Source organism: Antribacter soli (assembly GCF_021568775.1).
GTDB classification, from domain to species: domain Bacteria; phylum Actinomycetota; class Actinomycetes; order Actinomycetales; family Cellulomonadaceae; genus Antribacter; species Antribacter soli.
In genome coordinates, this window is the sequence record NZ_JAKGSG010000037.1 from 1 (window position 1) to 17,594 (window position 17,594).

18 protein-coding genes and 1 pseudogene are annotated in these 17,594 nt (G+C 69.9%); 12 read left to right on the forward strand and 7 right to left on the reverse strand.

Annotated features, from left to right (window positions below; translation table 11 throughout):
* Positions 1 to 187 (reverse strand): annotated as a pseudogene (locus L1785_RS13790) (aminoglycoside phosphotransferase family protein); the annotation flags it as partial.
* A 423-nt stretch (positions 188 to 610) separates the two neighbouring features.
* Between L1785_RS13790 and L1785_RS13795 the strand changes: the two are divergent.
* A complete protein-coding gene (locus tag L1785_RS13795; protein ID WP_236089851.1) occupies positions 611 to 1,903 on the forward strand; it encodes a tyrosine-type recombinase/integrase in 1,293 nt (430 codons plus the stop codon).
* A gap of 31 nt (positions 1,904 to 1,934) precedes the next feature.
* Here L1785_RS13795 and L1785_RS13800 read toward each other — a convergent pair whose 3' ends face one another.
* Complete coding sequence (locus L1785_RS13800; RefSeq protein ID WP_236089852.1) at positions 1,935 to 2,474, reverse strand: helix-turn-helix domain-containing protein; 540 nt, start codon at positions 2,472 to 2,474, stop codon at positions 1,935 to 1,937.
* A 274-nt stretch (positions 2,475 to 2,748) separates the two neighbouring features.
* Here L1785_RS13800 and L1785_RS13805 point away from each other — a divergent pair, with 274 nt between their 5' ends.
* The 3 genes from L1785_RS13805 (at position 2,749) to L1785_RS13815 (ending at position 4,265) form a co-directional block, all read left to right on the forward strand.
* On the forward strand, positions 2,749 to 3,519 hold the full coding sequence (locus tag L1785_RS13805; protein WP_236089853.1) for a hypothetical protein: 771 nt from the start codon (positions 2,749 to 2,751) through the stop codon (positions 3,517 to 3,519).
* A 66-nt stretch (positions 3,520 to 3,585) separates the two neighbouring features.
* On the forward strand, positions 3,586 to 3,858 hold the full coding sequence (locus L1785_RS13810) for a hypothetical protein (protein ID WP_236089854.1): 273 nt from the start codon (positions 3,586 to 3,588) through the stop codon (positions 3,856 to 3,858).
* Positions 3,855 to 4,265, forward strand: coding sequence for a type II toxin-antitoxin system VapC family toxin (locus L1785_RS13815; protein ID WP_236089855.1), 411 nt, complete (start codon positions 3,855 to 3,857; stop codon positions 4,263 to 4,265). The genes L1785_RS13810 and L1785_RS13815 overlap by 4 nt, the downstream gene beginning before the upstream one ends.
* Positions 4,266 to 4,383: 118 nt before the next feature.
* Here the strand turns inward: L1785_RS13815 and L1785_RS13820 are convergent, their stop codons facing one another.
* Positions 4,384 to 6,036, reverse strand: a complete 1,653-nt coding sequence (locus L1785_RS13820) for a hypothetical protein (protein ID WP_236089856.1) — start codon at positions 6,034 to 6,036, stop codon at positions 4,384 to 4,386.
* Between L1785_RS13820 and L1785_RS13825 the strand changes: the two genes are divergently transcribed.
* Entirely contained in the window at positions 6,007 to 6,654 is a 648-nt protein-coding gene (locus tag L1785_RS13825) for a hypothetical protein (RefSeq protein WP_236089857.1), read from the forward strand. The two genes, L1785_RS13820 and L1785_RS13825, sit on opposite strands and share 30 nt — an antisense overlap.
* A 45-nt stretch (positions 6,655 to 6,699) precedes the next feature.
* Here the strand turns inward: L1785_RS13825 and mobF are convergent, their stop codons facing one another.
* The 4 genes from mobF to L1785_RS13845 all read right to left on the reverse strand — a co-directional run bounded on the left by mobF (position 6,700) and on the right by L1785_RS13845 (position 13,483).
* Positions 6,700 to 10,653: a MobF family relaxase gene (gene mobF / locus L1785_RS13830; protein ID WP_236089858.1), complete on the reverse strand. Its 3,954-nt coding sequence runs from the start codon at positions 10,651 to 10,653 to the stop codon at positions 6,700 to 6,702.
* 255 nt (positions 10,654 to 10,908) lie between these two features.
* A complete protein-coding gene (locus L1785_RS13835) occupies positions 10,909 to 11,757 on the reverse strand; it encodes a WbqC family protein (RefSeq protein WP_236089859.1) in 849 nt (282 codons plus the stop codon).
* Positions 11,699 to 12,367 (reverse strand): YdcF family protein, encoded by a 669-nt coding sequence (locus tag L1785_RS13840; protein WP_236089860.1) that lies wholly within the window; start codon positions 12,365 to 12,367, stop codon positions 11,699 to 11,701. The genes L1785_RS13835 and L1785_RS13840 overlap by 59 nt, the downstream gene beginning before the upstream one ends.
* An 18-nt stretch (positions 12,368 to 12,385) precedes the next feature.
* On the reverse strand, positions 12,386 to 13,483 hold the full coding sequence (locus tag L1785_RS13845) for a helix-turn-helix domain-containing protein (protein WP_236089861.1): 1,098 nt from the start codon (positions 13,481 to 13,483) through the stop codon (positions 12,386 to 12,388).
* A 156-nt stretch (positions 13,484 to 13,639) separates the two neighbouring features.
* Here L1785_RS13845 and L1785_RS13850 point away from each other — a divergent pair, with 156 nt between their 5' ends.
* The 7 genes from L1785_RS13850 (at position 13,640) to L1785_RS13880 (ending at position 17,498) form a co-directional block, all read left to right on the forward strand.
* Positions 13,640 to 14,011, forward strand: a complete 372-nt coding sequence (locus tag L1785_RS13850) for a hypothetical protein (RefSeq protein ID WP_236089862.1) — start codon at positions 13,640 to 13,642, stop codon at positions 14,009 to 14,011.
* Positions 14,012 to 14,074: 63 nt separating this feature from the next.
* A complete protein-coding gene (locus tag L1785_RS13855; RefSeq protein WP_236089863.1) occupies positions 14,075 to 14,374 on the forward strand; it encodes a hypothetical protein in 300 nt (99 codons plus the stop codon).
* Complete coding sequence (locus tag L1785_RS13860) at positions 14,371 to 15,216, forward strand: HAD family hydrolase (protein ID WP_236089864.1); 846 nt, start codon at positions 14,371 to 14,373, stop codon at positions 15,214 to 15,216. Before L1785_RS13855 ends, L1785_RS13860 begins: the two co-directional genes overlap by 4 nt.
* Positions 15,213 to 15,545 carry a hypothetical protein gene (locus L1785_RS13865; protein WP_236089865.1) on the forward strand — a complete coding sequence of 111 codons (333 nt, stop codon included), beginning with the start codon at positions 15,213 to 15,215 and terminating at the stop codon, positions 15,543 to 15,545. Before L1785_RS13860 ends, L1785_RS13865 begins: the two co-directional genes overlap by 4 nt.
* A gap of 59 nt (positions 15,546 to 15,604) precedes the next feature.
* Positions 15,605 to 15,931, forward strand: a complete 327-nt coding sequence (locus L1785_RS13870) for a hypothetical protein (RefSeq protein WP_236089866.1) — start codon at positions 15,605 to 15,607, stop codon at positions 15,929 to 15,931.
* 101 nt (positions 15,932 to 16,032) lie between these two features.
* Positions 16,033 to 17,265 (forward strand): methyltransferase, FxLD system, encoded by a 1,233-nt coding sequence (gene fxlM / locus L1785_RS13875; RefSeq protein WP_236089867.1) that lies wholly within the window; start codon positions 16,033 to 16,035, stop codon positions 17,263 to 17,265.
* Positions 17,266 to 17,288: 23 nt separating this feature from the next.
* Positions 17,289 to 17,498: an FxLD family lanthipeptide gene (locus tag L1785_RS13880; RefSeq protein ID WP_236089868.1), complete on the forward strand. Its 210-nt coding sequence runs from the start codon at positions 17,289 to 17,291 to the stop codon at positions 17,496 to 17,498.
* The last annotated feature ends 96 nt before the right edge of the window (positions 17,499 to 17,594 follow it).

Genomic DNA, 17,594 nt, shown 5'->3' on the forward strand with positions numbered 1-17,594 from the left:
GCACGGCGGCGATCGCGAGCACGGGCGGCTCGCGCCACAGGATCGCCGGGGTCGGCATCGGCGCCATGGCCATGGCCCGCACCTCGACGTCGGCGTGCGCCGGGTCGCTGTCGACCTTCAGGAACACGTCGCCGACGCGCAGCGTCGCGCGCTGGCTGTGGGCGACGACGACTTCAACCTCGTCCATACCGGCCATCCTGGCGGTGGTGGCCGCCGACGTCGCCGGATTTGCCGGTGGGTCGCGCAGGTCCGCCGGCGGGACTCCCGCCACCGCCTGTTGTCGATCCGAAGGCATCCTCGCCGCCACCGTCCTCCGGCTCCGCGACTCACCGGACACGGCCCAGTCCGACAGGAGCCCTTCCGGACCGTGCTGCAGTAAGCCGAAAGGCCCTCCGACCAAGCGTTTCCGCTGGTCAGAGGGCCTTTCGCGAAGTCGGGGTGACAGGATTTGAACCTGGTTCCTTTGGGGGTGCCCGTGAGTGTGCTGACCTGCGAAATAGTGCTTTGACCTGCGGGTATGGAGACAAGTGCGGGGTGACAGAAATGGACACCGTCACCCTCTGGCGTACTCTTGTGGTGCACGTATGGTGCACGCGAGAGAGGAACTCGGATGGCCCTAGAACGTCGGTCCTGGGGGAAGCTGCGCAAGCTGCCGTCGGGACGTTGGCAGGCGAAGTTCCCTGACCCGTCCGGCGCCCTCGACGCTTCGGGGCGGACCCGTTACCTCGTCGCGCCGCAGACGTTCTCGGCAAAGATCGACGCCGAGGGGTGGCTCGGAGAGCAGCGTCGGAAGATCGAGCTCGGCGTCTGGTCCGCCGAGCCGCCCAAGCCGAACGCCGCACCGATCACGTTCGGTGAGTACGCCGAGTCGTGGCTCGCGGGACGCGAGCTCGCCACTCGGACGCGTAAGCACTACCGGGGAATCCTGGACAGCCACCTTCTGCCGGAGTTCGGCAGCCGTGGGCTGGTCGACGTCACGGCGGCCGAGGTCGGGGCGTGGGAGATCCGCCTGCGTGCAGACCTGGCTGCTGCTGCGCGTGAGAAGCACGTCGCGCAGGTTGCTCGGGCGGTTGCTGCCGCGGAGCGGCGGGCCGCACGGGAGAAGCGTGAGCTGTCCGAGGGTGAGCGCAAGGTGATCGTCGATGCCATCGGCAAGCCAAAGACCGGGCGTACCCGGGCGGCGCACGTGTACGCGTTGGCAGCGACGATCTTCAACACTGCGGTACAGCACGACCTGATCCCGGCCTCACCCTGCCGGGTCAAGGGCGGCACGAGCGCCAAGAGGGCGAAGGAGCCGCCCGCTCTCGAGCCGGCGGAGCTCACGGCGCTGGCGGACGCGATGCCGGCCCGGCTGCGCGCGTTCGTCCTGCTTGCTGGATGGGGAACGCTGCGCCTCGGTGAGCTGCGGGATCTGCGCAACGCGGACCTGACGCTCGATCCGGAGAACGGGAAGGGCGTGGTGCGCGTCCACCACCAGGTGCAGCACATCGGCGGCGGGGAGTACGAGGTTACCGGCCCCAAGACCGAAGCTGGCGTTCGCGACGTCAACCTGCCGGCCGCCGCCGTGCGAGCCCTCGCGGCGCACATCAAGGGCGGCCATGCTGCACCCGGTCCCGATGGCCTGGTCTTCCCCAGCCCCAAGGACCAGAGCAAGCCGATGGGCTACTCACCGTTGTGGCGCGCGCTGAAGGCGGCCGGGCAGAAGATCGGCCAGCCCAACGTGACTGTTCATTCTCTGCGGCACACGGCTCTGACGCTCGCGGCACGGACCGGAGCGACGACTGCTGAGCTGATGGCCCGCGGCGGCCATGTCTCGATGGCTGCCGCGTTGCGCTACCAGCACGCGGCGGCGACCCGGGACGTAGCGATCGCCAACGCTCTGGACGCTCTCGCCGACGCGTGACCGGCGGCTCGGCGCCACGAGGGGGCTGGCGTCAGCGCGGTCGGCGGGGCGAGCGCCAACTGGTCTCGTGGATGAAGGTCCGGGCTACGACGGGCTCCCACGCCTGGCCGACGTCGTCGTCGAGGTCGAGATCGTCGAAATGGGTCAGCAGGAGCACGCCGTCGACGTAACGGGCGATGGTGTGCCGGTCGCAGTGGTTGAGGAGCGCGGCATAGACGTTGCGCCGCGCTTCGGAGTTGTAGAGCCCGATGCGGTGGTTGCCGCGTAGGCCGGGGACACGGTCGGCGGGGATATCGCGGAAGGCATGCCCGGGGTCCAGGCGCCAGAGCCGGTCGGGTACCCAGAACGACCCGCCGACGAGTCGGTGGTGGTGCTGGGTCCAGGCGATGGCGGGCACGATGTCGAGCCGGTGGCCGGTGGCGGCCAGGATGCGTTCGACGACGGCGAGGGTGGGCGACTTGGTGCCGCGCTCGTAGGCCGACAGCGTCGGTTGGGACGTCCCTGCGCGCTCGGCGACCAGGGTCTGGGACATGCCCCGGTTCCGGCGTGCGCGGGCGAGCAACGACTCCATTTCTCGACGATATCTCTTCGGATCTGGCGTGCGCAGGCGAGCGTCTTTCGCCCAGTTTTGTACCATCGCCGATCGGATATACGACCGATCCGGCGGAATTGGCGGGTGACCGGCGGTGACGTTTGGTTCACCGTCATTTTCCCGATTCCGTTCCGTCCAGGTTTTGGCCGTTCTGTTCGGTGGCTTCTCGACAACGACTTCACACCTGTGTCTCGTCCCGCCGATCCCGTGGCGGGGGCGGAACGGAGCAGGTGCCATGGGCCTCGCAGGGTGCTTGGGGATCGAGAACGACGACACACCGACGATGCGCGCGGCCGCGGAGCGCTGGCCGGTCTGGCGGTCGCAGGAACGCGAACTGCCGACCGTGGACGGGCTGGCTGGGCTGCGGGCATGGATGGACCGGGCCGTGCCCGAGGACCAGGACCTGTGCCTGGGCACTCTGGTCCGGATCGGGCTGCGCGACCCGGTCGCGCTGATGGTGGTGTGCTGGTTGCTTCTGCCTGGCGCTACTCGTCGCGCTGCGGCGCTGGCCGACGTGTCGGCGGGCGTGGATGCGCTTTTTGCCGGCGAGTTGTGGATCGCGGTGCGTCAGTTCGACTGGCGCCGCCCCCGGAAGGTTGCCGCGACGATCCTTGCCACGGCACGCCGCGCAACGATGGCAGAGCTCAGCATCGGTGAGCCCGCCCGTCGCCGCGACCGAGTCTGGGCCGCCACCGTCCCGACCGAGGTGATCCCCGAGGCGGCGACGCGCCAGACGCGGAACGAGGCCCTTGCTGCTGCGGCAGAGCTCCGCGAAGTCCTCGACGACGCCCAGGATGACGGAATTCTCGACGACGACGAGCGCCGACTACTGACCGACCTCGGGATCGTCGCTGACCAGCTCTCAGCACCAGCGGGGCGCGGGCGCGGCGGCTTGACCACACCTGCCGTCGCAGACGCCGTCGCGGCACCGCGTGGCTGCTCCGCACGGACCGTCCGCCGCCGCGCGAGCGAGGCGATCGACCGGGTCGCCACCAGCGCCATCCGACGTGGCCATGCAGGCTGATCCGGGTTGTCCACAGGCAATCCGGGACACGAGACACCACATGGACCGCCGTGGAACACTGATGGCATGAGCGAGGCGATCGACACCCAGTCGCTCCACCACCTGGTGGACAGGCTCAGCCCTGCCCAGGCCCGGCACCTGCGCCTCATCATCAGCCAGGACCGCGAGCTCGCCCCCGTCGCCCGTGAGCTCGACCAGAAGGCCGAGCCCGAGAGCGGGGTTCCGGCGGACCTGCTTTCCCTGGTCGGGCGGATCAGCTCAGGCCGGACCAACGGCGCGGAGAACACCGACCACTACATCCGCGAACGGCTCGCGCGCAGGCGTACCCGGCGCGCATGAGGGCCGCGGTCTTCGACACCGGTCCGATCGTCGGCGCCCTGGACGCCTCTGACAACCGTCATGCCGAGTGCGCGGCGTTCCTGACGTCCTTCACCGGCACCCGGTACCTGCCCACGACGGTGTTGACCGAGGTGTGCTGGATGCTGGAGGACTGGCCCGACGTCGAGGCCGACTTCCTCGACTCCGTGGCCCGAGGCACGTTCACCCTCGTCCCGCTGGAGAAGACCGACCTGGAACGCATGAGCCAGCTCGTGCGCCGCTACGGCGACTTCCCCCTCGGCACGACCGACGCCTCCGTGGTCGCGATCGCTGAACGGCTCGGCGTCAGCGATGTCGCCACGATCGATCACCGCCACTTCCATGCCGTGCGGCCCCGCCACATCGAGGCATTCACCCTGCTCCTGTGACGTGACCGGAGCCGTTCACGTGGGTTGAGTTGCCGACGGGCGTTGGGGCTGGAATGCCGTGGTGTGCGGCTGGCCAACCGGCCGCGGGAGCTCGGCTCCCCGCGTCAGGGTTCGCTGTTCACCGCAGGGGTATCGCGTACTCGGCGACCCGCCCGTCGAAGGTTCCGACGAGCATCGTCTCCTCGCTCGTGATCACCAGGGTCAGCGGGACGACAGGGTGGCCATCGCGAGTCGAGAGTCCGTTGCGGCGGGCAAGTGGCTGACCGGTCAGGGTGTCGATGGTCAGCAGCTCGCCGAGGTTGGTGACCGCGATGGTGCGGCCGTCGTGTTCGTCCAGCCCGGTGATCTGGTTGTCGAGGGGGACATGCCACAGCAACTCTCCGTCCGGGTAGGAGCGGCGGGCGACAAAGGCGTTTCCCGGCAGCAGGCCGCGCCCGTCGTGGACCACGCCGGAGTGGATCAGTCCCAGTCCGCCTGGGTCGTCGACGAAGGCCCCGGGGCCGCCGAACAGGTGAGCACCGGGTGTCCAGGCAAGCGGGAAGAGCCGGTTGACGGTCCAGTCCCCGGTGCTGGATTCCGTCACAGCCGCGACATGCTTGTCATCCCACGGACGTGTCGGCTCACCGACGAGCACAAGGAAGTCTTGGGCCTTCCGGATGTCGAGGTGGTGGTTGAACAGGTCGTAGCCGCCGAGGTCGACGCGCCCCACCTCGGTACCGGCCGGGTTCAGGACGACAGCCGGCTCTGGTTCACGTCTCGTGTGGCGGGTGTCGCGGATCAGCAGGTTCCCGTCGCTTCTCGCGGTGATCGCGGCGCCGTGGCCTGGTTGAACGAGCGTCGTACCTACTCCGGTGTCGACAGAGACCGCTGTCAGGGTCGTCGCTCGATCCTGGTACGCGTTGCCGTCGGCCCACACCGCGACCTGGAGCGAGCCCTGTCCGGGCATCACCTGCGTGCAGGTTCCTTCGAAGGCGGTCCGCCAGCGCAGCGCCCCGTCGTGTGCGTTCCACCGTTCGATCGCCGAGGACAGCCCGACGACGAAGCCGCCGTCCGGGCAGGGCGTGACCGACCACGCCTGCCGGCGCGGACGCCACTCCTGCCCGTGGGCCCCGGCCAGGTCCGCTACCTCACGACGAGCAGTCCTGGTGTCGCGGACCGGACGGCTGGTCGTGCTGTTCGTGGGGATCTGGACACTGCGCGGTCCGACCTTCTTCCAGTCCGTCTTCACGACGGGCAGGAAGTAGACCAGGTCTTCGTGGTTGTCGACGTCTTCGTCCGTGGGCGGTGCGAGCAACAGCTCCAGGCTCGTGTCATCTACCCATCGCAGGGCCTCGACGCAGCGGTTGTGGTCCAGGACGGACACCGTCATCCCGGTAACGAGGTTGTGGACGAGGAGTTCCCCTTCGAACGAGTAGCCGCCGTCGTAGGACCCTGTTCCGATGGCCACGAGGTCACCGGAGGGGTGGATCGCGATGGAGTTCACCGTCCATCTGGAGGTGAACACCCGCCGGCACGTGAGCGTCCCGGCGTCGTAGACGCCGATCGGATACCAGCCGACGGTACCGGCCGACCGCTTCAACGCCGTACGGACGTTGTTCTGCGCCCAGCCGTGGCTACCTCCGATCACGACGACGTCGTCCGAAGTCGCGACGGCGCTCGGCTCGCCCACCTCGACGAACATGCCGTCGCCGAAGACTCGAGTCGCGGTGGCCGTTCCGCCGGACGCATCTATGGCTTGTGTTTGAACGGCTTCGTCGTCGATGTCAGGCACGTGCCCACCGTAGTCACTCCGCACCGCACCGCAGCAGCGGCCGGCATGTGCGGCGATCGACCGCGTGACGAGCCGCTCGCCGTACGGATGCCAGCTGACGTCATCGTGCGTGGCTCACGTGAAGTGCGGGGCTGGGTCTTGCCCGACTCGACGTCGTCCGACATCCTGCCGACCAGGAAGCAGTCTGTGAACGCAGTGGTGAGGCGGGTGGCGATGGTCCATGTCCAGGTTGTGAGCGACTACCACCGGATCTTCTCGGCGCCGGAGTTCGGCTTGGCGTGGTTGTGGTGGAGTGACGTCGAGGATGTCTCGGACCCGCTGCCGACGCCGGTGGAGATCAAGCCCGGACTCACTGGCTACGGCGCGATCTCGATGAGCCAGGTGTCGTACAACACGGCACTCAAAGTTCTCCTGACCACCGGGTACAAGCGGATGCTGACGGAGGACGATGAGACTCCGGTGCGCCCGGAACTCCCAAGCGGCGCCGGGGATGCCTGGATCTTCGTCAACGACGACCTGATGCCTGCCGCGATGGATGGGATCGACGAAGAGGCGATCCGCCTGTGGAACGAGGCTGAGGCCGCCCTGAGGGAGCGCGTGCTCGACGCCTCGCGTTGACTCGGTACGGCACGTAGATCGCCCCGCTACCTCGCAGAAAAGCCGTCACAGCCTCGGTCCGTACGACCGGTCGTGGGGGCGGCTGTGGTGGTCGTCTAGCGCGAGTCGGTGCTGGTTGGCGTCGCGGCGCCGCTGCTCGGCTCGGCGGCTGGCGTCCTGTTCGAGTCGGGTGAGCCGGGCGTCGAGAGCGGCGGTGGGGTGGTCGTCGGGTAGCGGCCCGCGTCGCAGGGCGTGCTCGACGGCGGTCACAGGGCTGACACCGCTGGCGTGAAGGCCGGCGAGGTGGTCGGCCAGGGTGGCGGTGTGCTCGTCGTGGCGTCCTGCGGCTGCCGCGGCGAGGCGTACCCAGGGGCGCCCGGCGGGTGTGGGCTGCCAGGCGGCGACGGCACGGTCCAGGTGCCGCTGGTAGTTGCGCAGTGCGGGGGCGGTCTGGTCGGGGCCGGTGGGTCGATTGTCGTTGTCGGGGACGCCGGTCGCGGCTCGCCAGATCGCCAGGGCGGTCGCGAGGTCGTCGGGCAGCACGACATCCTCGGCCCACTCGGGTCGCTCCTGGCTGGTTCGGGTGCGGGCGTCGTTGAAAACGGTGGTGGCCCGGTCGGTGACGGCTGCGGCGCGCGCAGCCAGGTAGGCACCCCAGGTCTGGTCGGTGGCCAGCTGTTGGGGGACGGCCGGTAGCCAGGGCAGTACTCCCCTCTCGGTCGGGGCGAGGCGGTCCACCCGCCAGGCCAGGACCGCGGCGGGGTCCTCGGCGCTGGCCAGCTCCCGCTGCTCGACCGCGGCCGTCAGCAACTCGGCGGCGTCGTGGCCGTCGGCTTCGGCGAGCACGAGGCGGGCGTGCAGCGCGGGCCAGGCCGGTTCCTCGGTCAGACCGGGAAGTACGTGTGCGGCGTGCCGCTCGATCTCGGCGACCCTCTCAACCCCGATGGCGTCTTCGGCGGCGGCGTGGACGGCGTCCTCGTACCGGACCGCGGCCTGATGCAACCTCCTCTCCGGGGCGGCGTTCTCGAACGCCGTCGTGGTGGCCGAGACGGCGGACCCGTCGCGGGCCAGGACCTGTTCGAGGGTCTCGGTCGCCGTGCGGGTGGCGTCGAGGTCGAACAGGGCGGCCATGTGCGGCTCCCCGCTCAGGCCGGCATCCGGGATAGTGGTCATGATGTAGGCGTGGTTCGTGTCCCGGCCGCGTGAGAGGGCGGTGTAGGCGATCTGCCTCGACTCGGTCCCGGTCAGGATGGTGTGGAGGGTGTCGCAGCTGGCGCCTTGGGCGGCGTGGACGGTGGCGGCGTACCCGAGCTGCACGTGCTCGGCCGTGTACTCCTTCGGGAGACGGACAGCCAGCCCGCTGGCCTGGTGCCGGACGGTCAGCCCGCCGTCACGGCCGATGTCGGTGACGGTCCATCGGTCGCCGTTCTTGACCCAGTCCGTCCCCGTGAGGCGTAGGCGGCGGTCGTTGCGGCGGGTCAGGACCGTGTCTCCCACGTAGACGGTGCACCCGTCTCCCAACGACGCACCGTCTCCCGGCGGTGTGTCGAGGCGGGCGAGGCGGTCGGCCTGGGCGTGCTGGTTGAGGTCGGTGACCAGGACCCGGGTCGGGGCGAGCATCAGCGAGTCGAGCCCGGCCGCACGGTCGGTGGCCCACGCCTCGTAAACGGTGTCGGCAGCGGTGGCGGGATCGACGGCGTGGATGCGCCCGGCGTCGAGGTAGAACCCGAGCGCGGCCGGGTCACCTTCTCGCAGGCGGAGGGTGGCTCGGGCTTCGGCGGGGTCGGTGAACCGGACCGGGGCCTCGAGCCTGACGGCGTCGTGGTGGCGGGTGAGGTCGCGCAGGATGCCTCCGGCGCCGATCGCGGCGAGCTGCTGGTCGTCGCCGATCAGCCGTACCGACGCGCCACGCTCCAGCGCGTAACCGATGACGCGGTCCAGGGTCAGGGTGTCGGCCATCCCGGCCTCGTCGACCAGGACTAGGGTGCCCGGTCCGATGGCGGTGGCCCACGGCGGTGGTCCGCCCGTTGGGCTGGGGTGGTCGAGCTCGTGAATGAGCTTGGCCAGGGTGTCGCAGGAGATACCGGTCGCCGCGCGCAGCTCGGCCGCGGCGGTGGCCGATGGCGCCAGGCCGACGACGTTCCCGCCGGTCCGGTCCCGTCCGCCGGACTGCGCCCACGCGGCGGCAAGGGTCCGCATCGCGGTCGTCTTCCCTGTCCCGGCCGGCGCCAACGCCACCTGAACCCGGGCGCCGGAGGTCGCCAGCGCGGTGACCAGGCGGCGCTGGGCGTCGTTGAGCCGGTGCCCGTTCGCGTGCGCCTCCAGGAGCACGAGGTCCACGTCGGCGGCCTCCATCGCCGCGCCATCACGCTGCTCGGCCGCGGCGAGGATGCGCTGCTCCGCGTCCAGGATGCGGGTGGTCGTGTACCGGTCGGCACCCGTGTGCCGGTACACGCTCGTCCCGTCCGACCGCCGCAACGCCTGAGGTTCTGCGACGTCGTCGAGGTCGGGGGTCAGGTTCACGCACCGCGACCGCGCTGCCTCGAGCACCGCGGCCGTCACTACCTCGAGGTCGTCGGCGGGCACGTGGACGTCGGTGTTGGCGCGGACCTGGCGTAGCACTTCGGCGGTCAGGTGCCAGTCCTGCCAGGTCGCCGCCCGCACCTCCACCTCCGCCACCACCCGCGCAGCCGTCTCCTGCACCCAGCCCGCCGTCACCCCACCCGACCTGAAGCCCGTCGTGCGGCCGATGGCGGCGGCGACAATGTCGTCCACCCCGCCCGGGCCGAGGATCGCGTCGGCCTGGGCGCGCCAGGTGGCGCGCTGCTCGGCCAACGACCGCGGCTCGTGCTTGGCCTCGCGGGTCTCCAGATTCGCCTGCTGCGCCAACCCGATCGCCTCCGTCTTCGACGACGGTCGCCCGTGCGTCGCATGGAACTCCGCGGTCAGGTCGGCCAGGCGGGCCAGGATGTCCGCGCGCCGCGACGACCACGCCTCGCACAGGTCCCGGTCCACCCCGACGACCTCCCGCACGGGCCGCTTGCCCGGACCTGTGGGCCGTTCGGCGAACTCCAGCCCCAGGTCCTCCCGCAGGTACTGCTCCAGAGCGGAGTTGTACACCTCGGAGGCCGCGACCACGTGCTCGTAGAGCACGCTCCCGTAGATCGACAACCACTTCCCGTCCTTGGTGCGGACCTTGTTCGCGACCGCGACGTGGGTGTGCAGGTCCGGGTCGCCCGTCCGGGAGTCGCGGTGAGTGAATGCCGTGGCGATCAGCCCGCACGTGTCGACCTGCCGGATACCGTTAGCGCCCTCGCGGCTGTAGATCGCGTGCTCCTGCAGGAACTTCAGCGCCTTGGCGACCGCCTTGTCGTGGGCGGCCTCGATCCGGCGGGCCACGCCCATCGGCGCGACCGCCCACAGGGCGGAGACGGACTTGACCGGGGAGAACGTCAGGTCGTACCCCGCCACCGCCGACCGGAACCGTGAGTACCGGGCCACCGCACTGGCCAGCTCCCGTGCATCCGCCGGAGGGCGGCCGTGGTCAGCGGTGAAGAACTCCGCGGCGACCTCGGTCCGGATACGCGCCACCGTCGCTCGGTCCATCGGCGCCTTCGCCGGCCGGCCCGCCGCCCGGTTCGCGTCCTCCATTCGGCGGACGACCTGGAGCGCGAACTCTTTGGCCCGCTCGTTGCCGAACGTTCTGAACGACGCGCCCAGACGCAGCGGGTTCTCGTCGGTCGAGGCCGGGTGCAAGCCCTTCCCGAACAGGTTCGCCATCTGCTCCGCCATGACGACGTCCCCGGGCTCGATCCCGTCGAGGTCCGCAAGCCCGGAGCCGGTCCACCGGCCGGGTGCCTCGCCCTTGGCCGCGTAGTAGTCCACCAGCGGCATGTCCAGGTCCGTTGCATCGGCAGCAGCGACCTGCCGGGTCAGGTACTCGTACCCCGACCCCGGCGACAGCTTGTGGATGCTCATCGTCACGTCCCCCACGGACACGACGACGACTCGGGTGGCCACGATGAAAGAGGTGTGTTGGTGAATTGGGTTTGGGTGAGTGATGTGGTGGTGGCTGTGGGGATGGTGGTTGTTGTTGTATGAGTGGTGGTGTGGTGCAGTTGTGTGATGTGGTGGTTGTTGTGAGTGCGGGAATTGTGGTTGTGGTTGTGGATGTGAGGTGATCGTGGGCGGTGGAGGGGGCTGCGGAAGGGGCACGCCTGGTGCGGGTAGCGCCCCGCCGTCACCACCCGAACCGAACGCTTTACCCCGTGTCCGTCACGCGGGCACACCTTCGTCGCGAACACTGATGGCTGCCAGCGCGTCCGGTCTGGCGGACGCCGGGAGGGCATGGGCGTCCGCGATACGCGTCACCTCTCGGCGTACTGCGTCGGGGCCGAAGGTCATCAGGGCGTACAGCGCGCTGAGCCTGCGGGCGTCCTGCCAGATTCCTTCGGTTGTTGGCGTCGTGAAGGGGATGACGGGCGTGCGCTGTTCGGCGAACTCCTCCAGGCGGAGATACTTCATGCCGCCCGGTCCGCACAGGTATCCGTCTGCCTGAACCGCCGACACCAGGTCTGCGAGCCGAAGGGATCGATCAGCTCGGACGGTGAATTGGCTACTTCTGAGTATCGAGCCCGTCCACCCGAGCAGGTCGAGGAGCAGGCGGGTCGAGGCTTCCGTGACCGCAGCCGTCCGATCGGTGTCGTCCATGGCCACGGCAACCGCGTCGAGTCGGATCTCCAGGTCGAGCCAGTACCGGCTCGATCCGTAGGCGTGAGCGAGTGTCCGGTGGAGCCGTCGTCGTGCCCGCGCGGGCTCGACCAGGCGGGCCTCCCGGATTGTCGTAGACCGCCCGTGCGGCAGATGGGTAGGCAAGGTCAGCCACTGATGCTGCTGCGGGCGCCCCAGCGGGGCGAGCCGCGCACGGTGCTGGTAGTCGCGGCGCGCGAACTGCACGTCGTCGAGGACGATCCAGCAGTCCGCCGCGTAGATCTTGGCGAGCGTGCTCAGGCGCGGGAACAGGTTGGGCTGGTGGATCGCGCACAGCCCGACGCCCGAGGAAGTCCTACCGAGCGATGAGTCTGCTCGTGAATCCCTGTCGGATGAGGTACTCGTAGGCGACATGCACGTCCTCCGGGATGTCCTGCTCGACGGCGAATCCGAGCGCTGGGTAGTCGATCACCCGCTGGAGGTCACCCACGAGCATGTCGACGACTAACTTCTCGTCGCCGATGCTCTTGAGGTATTCAGCGAGGTCGAGCGGTTCTGAGGTGCAGATGACGTCGACCTCGGGCCACACCTTGCGGGCGGTTGCGAAGGACCGGCGTTCCATGTAGGGCTTCGAGACGAGCAGGACCGAGGACGGAACGATGCCGGCAGCGGCAAGCACGTCCCGCGAGAACGCGATGTTCTCGCCGGTGTTGCCAGCGTTCGGTTCCAGCAGGACGGCGCTGTCCGGGACGCCGAGCTCCAGAGCGTGTTCGCGGTAGTGGACTGCTTCACCGCGCGGGAAGCGCGCCGCGGTGGTGGGGCTGTTGCCGCCGCTGAAGACCAGGACCGGGAACAGGTCCGCTCGGTACAGCTCGGCAGCGTATGCAGCGACGCCGAGGTCGTGGCTCCCCAGGCCGATCGCCACGTCCGTGGGCCGCACCGTGTGGTGCATCTGGTGGTAGTCCCAGATCAGCTCGGCAGCGTGCAGCTGATCGTCGCTGAGGTTCTGCTCGTTCTCGTTCACGCTTGCGTCTCTCCCTGGTCACTGTGCGCGGGCGGGAAGGCCCTGGCCGGTGGTGCGGATGGCCTCGATGCTGCGCAGCTGGTGGGCCAGCCCATACTCGGCGGCGACGCTCTTGGCGCGATCGAGGGTCCGCATGCCATCCTCTCGGGTTCCAGCGTCGGAGACCAGAATGTGTCCGTAGGCGGTTTCAAGACGTACTCGTTGCATCGGGGAGTCGGCGACGCCGGCACTGCGGGCGACGTCGATCAGGCGCAGGGCCGTGTCGAGATTGCCTGCGCCGCGGGACGCCAGAGCGAGCTTCTGATGCGCCACCGCCCAGTCGTCGGGTTCTGCGAGTCGGTCGAAGTCCTCGATGGCCTGTTCCATGGCTCTCGCCGCGTACTGATGCTCCCCGTGCTTGCTCAGCGCCGTCCCGACCCAGAGCCGGGCCCGCGCCCGATCGCGGTCAGTCAGCCGATCATCGGAGGCGAGGCCCTCGTAGCGGCGTGCAGCGCTGTCCAGTTCACCGCCCATCTCGGCGACGACGGCGAGTGAAAGATCGATCTGGGCTACGCGGCGAGGGATGACCAGCTGGTCGAAGATCGAACGGGAGCCGGCGTAGGACCGCTGCGCTGACAGCGGCCCGAGAACCTGTCCTCGATCGCGTCGCAGATCGCCAACCAAGGCTGTGGACCGAGCCAGCAGGTAGAGACCGCGGTCATCGAGATCGGACGGCGTGTACTTGGCGGTCCACCGGTGCAGCAGGTCTTCGGCGAAGGTGAACTTCTGGCTCGAGAGCGCGACGACTACACGGTCAAGGTCGTCAGCCCATTCCTCGTACTCCCATGCACGAGGGCGCGGGACCACGACGCGCTGCACACCGGTGGCAGGGGGGCCGCCGACTTGGGACAGGTACTCCTCGAACCGCAGGTGGACCGAGCCATCGGCGCGGGCCAGGGCCGTGTCCAGGATTGCCTGGCTGTCGCCGTTGGGCTTGGTCTCCGTCAGGAACCCTTCCCACTTGGACACGGTGTTGACCGCGACGCCCAGGTCCTCGGCGAAGCGCCGGACGCTCAGCCGGAGAGCATGGCGCAGCGCGCGGGCCTCCAGACCCGTCCATTGATGCACCGTCGCCATAGCGACCTCCCCCCTCGGTACGCCTATTGAAGCAACCCGGGCCCCGGCCAGGGACGGAAGTAGGACAGAAGTGGGACGGCGGCTCATTCCCTCGACGCCTGGGCTGCCCGACGCTTGGAGAGCCGGATTCACCGATCGTTAGGACGGTAACGACCCATGGAATCCCTCACCGAACAGCACGAAGTCAGCGGGCCGGTCGTCTACGGCTACCTGCGGCTGCCGAACCTGCCCGCGGCGAAGCAGCACGCCCTCACCACGGCGATGAACCACTACTGCGCCGATCACGAACTCGTGCTCGGAGGACTGTTCCGTGAGATTTCTGCGACACCAGAGGCGGCCTTCGCCGGCCTTCTCCAGGCGCTCCGCGCGCACCGTTCGTACGGCGTAGTCGTTCCGGCAGCGAACCACCTGGGCACGAAGGACATCGCCGCCGCCCGGCGCCGACTGATCGACGCCACCGGTGCACGCCTGCTGCTCATGGTCGGCGAGCGACAGCTCGTGGTAACTGACCACGCTCCCCGCAGGTAGAGCCGGCAGATCACAACGTGACTGGCCCGCACCCGCGAGCCGCCGCGAGAGGAGGAGGAACCAATGAGATTCACCAAGCAGGGCTCCGAGTCGTCGCTGGCACGGACCTTCGGCGTCGTCGTCGAGGCGGTCTCCAAGATCGGGCTGGAGCGGATCGGGTCGATCACGCTCACCCCCGACCGGATCAGCCTCGTGCCGAGGCACCTGACCGAGGGCGAGGAGATTGCCAAGGCGCTCGGGTGCAACTCCCCGCTGGACCACCACATCCTGACCCCGGGGTTCACCGACTGGACCGGGCAGGTCTCGGGCCTGGAGGTCCACGTACGCGCCACGCTGCGACGCCCGGAAGGAGCCCTCGCATGATCCGGCGGCCGGGCCTCCGGCTGCTGATCGGGCTCGACATCGATGGCACCGTGGCACCGGACGGCACCAACGCCGTCCCGGCGGTGACCCGGCAGGCGGTGGCCGACGTCGTCGGCGCGGGGCACACCGTTGTGCTGGCCACCGGACGTTCGCTCGTGGGCGTGCTGCCGGTCGCGGCTCTTCTGGGCCTGGAGGGCTCGTGGGTGGTGTCGTCCAACGGGGCGGTGCTGTCCCGCCTGGACCGGACCTGGCCGTCTGGGTATCGCGTGGAGTCCGCTACCACGCTCGACGTCGAGCCGGTGCTGCACCTAGCGCGCCGGCTGTGCCCGGACGTGCGGGTCGGGGTCGAGCAGATCGGCTGGGGATACAACACGAGCACGGCGTTCGACGTGGACGAGCTGAACGGGCGCCAGCTGGTGATGGGCGACGACGAGCTGACCCTCGAACCCGTCCCGAGGATCATCCTGTCCGCCCCGAACGCCGCGACCCTGCTCCTGGAGCCCATCCGGCGCCTCGGTGTCTCGGTCAACCCGGCCGGCTCGTCATGGCTGGACGTCACGCCACCGGGAACCTCCAAGGCGGAAGCGCTGGAGCGTGTCCGCAAGCAGGCGGGGATCGACTCGCCAAACACGGTGTTCGTGGGTGACGGCATCAACGACCGCGAGGCGATGGCCTGGGCGGAGCAGTCCTGGTCGATGGGGCACGCGCCCCTGGTCGTCCAGGAAGCTGCCACCTACGTCACCGGCCCGCTCGCCCAGCACGGCGCTGCCATGGTCCTGCGCGGGCTGCTCGCCGGGTCCATCACCGAGTCCGACGTCGCACTGGCGGGAGCACGGTCATGACCGCCGTCGCGCCGCCCGCTGCCCTCGTGGAGCAGGTGCGGGCACCGGTCGAGGAATGGCACCCCCGGCTGCACCCGGTCTCGGTCCGGGTCCGGCTCGACGGGACCGGACCGGAGCTCTCCTCGTGCGAGGTCTGGACCGGTGACGCAGACACGGTGTGGGCTCGCCGCGCCGACCTGGTGGCCGCCGCCGGGCACACGATGCTCGATCTCGAGCGCGCTCTGGTCGCCGCGGGGTACGTCTACGACCTCACCCCGGACGGACGGCCGAAGTACCGGTTCGACGCGAACGACCGGCGCTACACGCTCGACATCACCCGGCCCTGGTGAACGGGCATGGCCACGACCGGAGGGACACGAATGACCCCGACGAACAGGGAGGCGGCGCCGTGAGCGGGATGGCGCCCGTGGCCATCGGCTACGCCGCAGGTGGGAGCCCCACCGACCTCTACCAGCAGTGTCAGGTGATCGAGGAGTACGCCCGGGCCGAGGGCATCGCGTTGGCCCAGATCGTCACCGACGACCATGACGCACTGACCCTGCACCAGGTCGCCGAGTCCGCGCGACACCATGGCGCGCGTCTTGTGCTGGTGCCGGCGACGGCTCAGCTCGCCGAGGCCCGCCGAGGCATCGCCGAAGTTCTAGCACCCGACGGTGCCACGTGCGTCGTCATCGGGCAGCCCGTCGACAAGCCGGCGCCGACCACCGAGCCGTGAGGCACCGCTCGCCGAACGGGTGTCGGCGGGATGCACTACCGAGGTCCGCCGTCCGGCGGGCCGGTTCCCACAGCACCCGGCACGGGTGCGAAAGGAGTGGCATGAGCCAGACGACGAACGACCTGGACTGGGCCGCCAGTCTGCGAGAGCAGATGGTTGCCGAGCTCGAGTCCGCCGGGCTCGTCCTCACCCCAGCGGTCGCCGCCGCGTTGCGGGCGGTTCCCCGGCACGTGTTCGGTCCTGAGGAGCCGTTGGAGGCGGCGTACGCGCTGCACACGATCCTGCACCGGACCCTCGACGAGTCGGGCGCGGCGGTGAGCATGATCTCCGCGGTCGAGGTGCAGGCGATGATGCTGGAGCAGGCGCAGGTCACCTCCGGGTCGCGGGTCCTGGAGGTGGGTTCGGGCGGGTACAACGCCGCCCTGCTGGCCGATATGGCTGGGCCGGACGGGCAGGTCACGACCGTCGACATCGACGAGCGGGTCACCGAGCGCACCACCCGCTACCTGGCCCAGGCTGGCTACAACGGCGTCAACGTGGTCCTGGCTGACGCCGACGGCGGCGTGCCCGAGCACGCGCCCTACGACGTCATCATGGCGACCACGTCCGTGCAGGACCTTCCGCCGACGTGGGTGGACCAGCTCGCGCCGGACGGACGGATCGTGGTGCCGCTGCGGCTGCGCGGCACGCCCCGCGTCGTCGTCCTGGTGCGCGACGGCGACAGGCTGGTCTCGGCCGGCTACGAGCTCGGGCACTTCGTACCCGTGCGCGGCCGGTCGACGCCCGACGAGCGCAGCCTCGTCCTGGACGAGGTCGGGGTCACGCTGCGGGTCGACGGCGACGTGAGCGCCGACCAGGCGGCGCTGGCCTCCGCCCTGCACACCGAGGCGACGGTCGCGTGGGCAACACCGCGCGAGGTGTCCCGGTTCGACGGGCTGGGCCTGTGGCTGGCGGTCAACGAGGACGCCTTCGGCATGCTCAACGCGACCACGGACGCCAAGGATCGTGGCCTGGTGGCGCACTCCTGGGCCGTCGGCATCCCCGCGATCCTCGACCAGGTCGGCCGCTCCTTCGCGTACCTGACCCTGCGCCGCACCGAGGACGGGCCGCAGTTCGGCGCGACCGGGCACGGCGAGAACGCATCCGAGCTCGTCGCCCGATTCGTCGACCTGATCGAGGCGTGGGACACCACGAGCCTGGACGCCCAGATCAGCCTCTACCCGGCCGGAACCCCGGACGACGTGCTGCCGTCCGGCGAGCACGTCCGCGTCCTGGACCGGCCCCGCAACCGTGTGGTCCTGACGTGGCCCACGCAGACGCCCCAGGGCGTCTGACCCCCGAGAAAAGGAGCACCAGCATGGTCCTGCCCTTCCGCCCCACCTCCCGCGGCTCGTTCTCGCCGCTCCGCGGCGCGCCCATCACACCGGTGGCAGCCCCGGCCTTCGACCTCGACATCAAGATCGTCGAGTCCGGTCCGACCGTCGCCGACCTGTACCGCCTCACCGACGACGGCTGCAACGCGACGTGCGCGAGCGCCTGCACGCCGAGCTGCACGGACAACGGCTGACCAGCCCTCCACTCCAGGTGCGGGGGGGGCCCGCCCGGCCCCCCCCCCCCCCGCCCGGAAGGGGCCGCCGGGGGGAAACCGGCCCGCCCCGGGGGG

Excerpts from the sequence above, each read along its gene's own strand:
- L1785_RS13795 (WP_236089851.1), top strand. The coding sequence starts at position 611 with ATGGCCCTAGAACGTCGGTCCTGGGGGAAGCTGCGCAAGCTGCCGTCG.
- L1785_RS13810 (WP_236089854.1), top strand. The coding sequence starts at position 3,586 with ATGAGCGAGGCGATCGACACCCAGTCGCTCCACCACCTGGTGGACAGG.
- L1785_RS13860 (WP_236089864.1), top strand. The coding sequence starts at position 14,371 with ATGATCCGGCGGCCGGGCCTCCGGCTGCTGATCGGGCTCGACATCGAT.
- L1785_RS13835 (WP_236089859.1), bottom strand. The coding sequence starts at position 11,757 with ATGTCGCCTACGAGTACCTCATCCGACAGGGATTCACGAGCAGACTCA.
- L1785_RS13850 (WP_236089862.1), top strand. The coding sequence starts at position 13,640 with ATGGAATCCCTCACCGAACAGCACGAAGTCAGCGGGCCGGTCGTCTAC.
- L1785_RS13845 (WP_236089861.1), bottom strand. The coding sequence starts at position 13,483 with ATGGCGACGGTGCATCAATGGACGGGTCTGGAGGCCCGCGCGCTGCGC.
- L1785_RS13855 (WP_236089863.1), top strand. The coding sequence starts at position 14,075 with ATGAGATTCACCAAGCAGGGCTCCGAGTCGTCGCTGGCACGGACCTTC.
- L1785_RS13800 (WP_236089852.1), bottom strand. The coding sequence starts at position 2,474 with ATGGAGTCGTTGCTCGCCCGCGCACGCCGGAACCGGGGCATGTCCCAG.
- L1785_RS13880 (WP_236089868.1), top strand. The coding sequence starts at position 17,289 with ATGGTCCTGCCCTTCCGCCCCACCTCCCGCGGCTCGTTCTCGCCGCTC.
- fxlM (WP_236089867.1), top strand. The coding sequence starts at position 16,033 with ATGAGCCAGACGACGAACGACCTGGACTGGGCCGCCAGTCTGCGAGAG.
- L1785_RS13865 (WP_236089865.1), top strand. The coding sequence starts at position 15,213 with ATGACCGCCGTCGCGCCGCCCGCTGCCCTCGTGGAGCAGGTGCGGGCA.
- L1785_RS13815 (WP_236089855.1), top strand. The coding sequence starts at position 3,855 with ATGAGGGCCGCGGTCTTCGACACCGGTCCGATCGTCGGCGCCCTGGAC.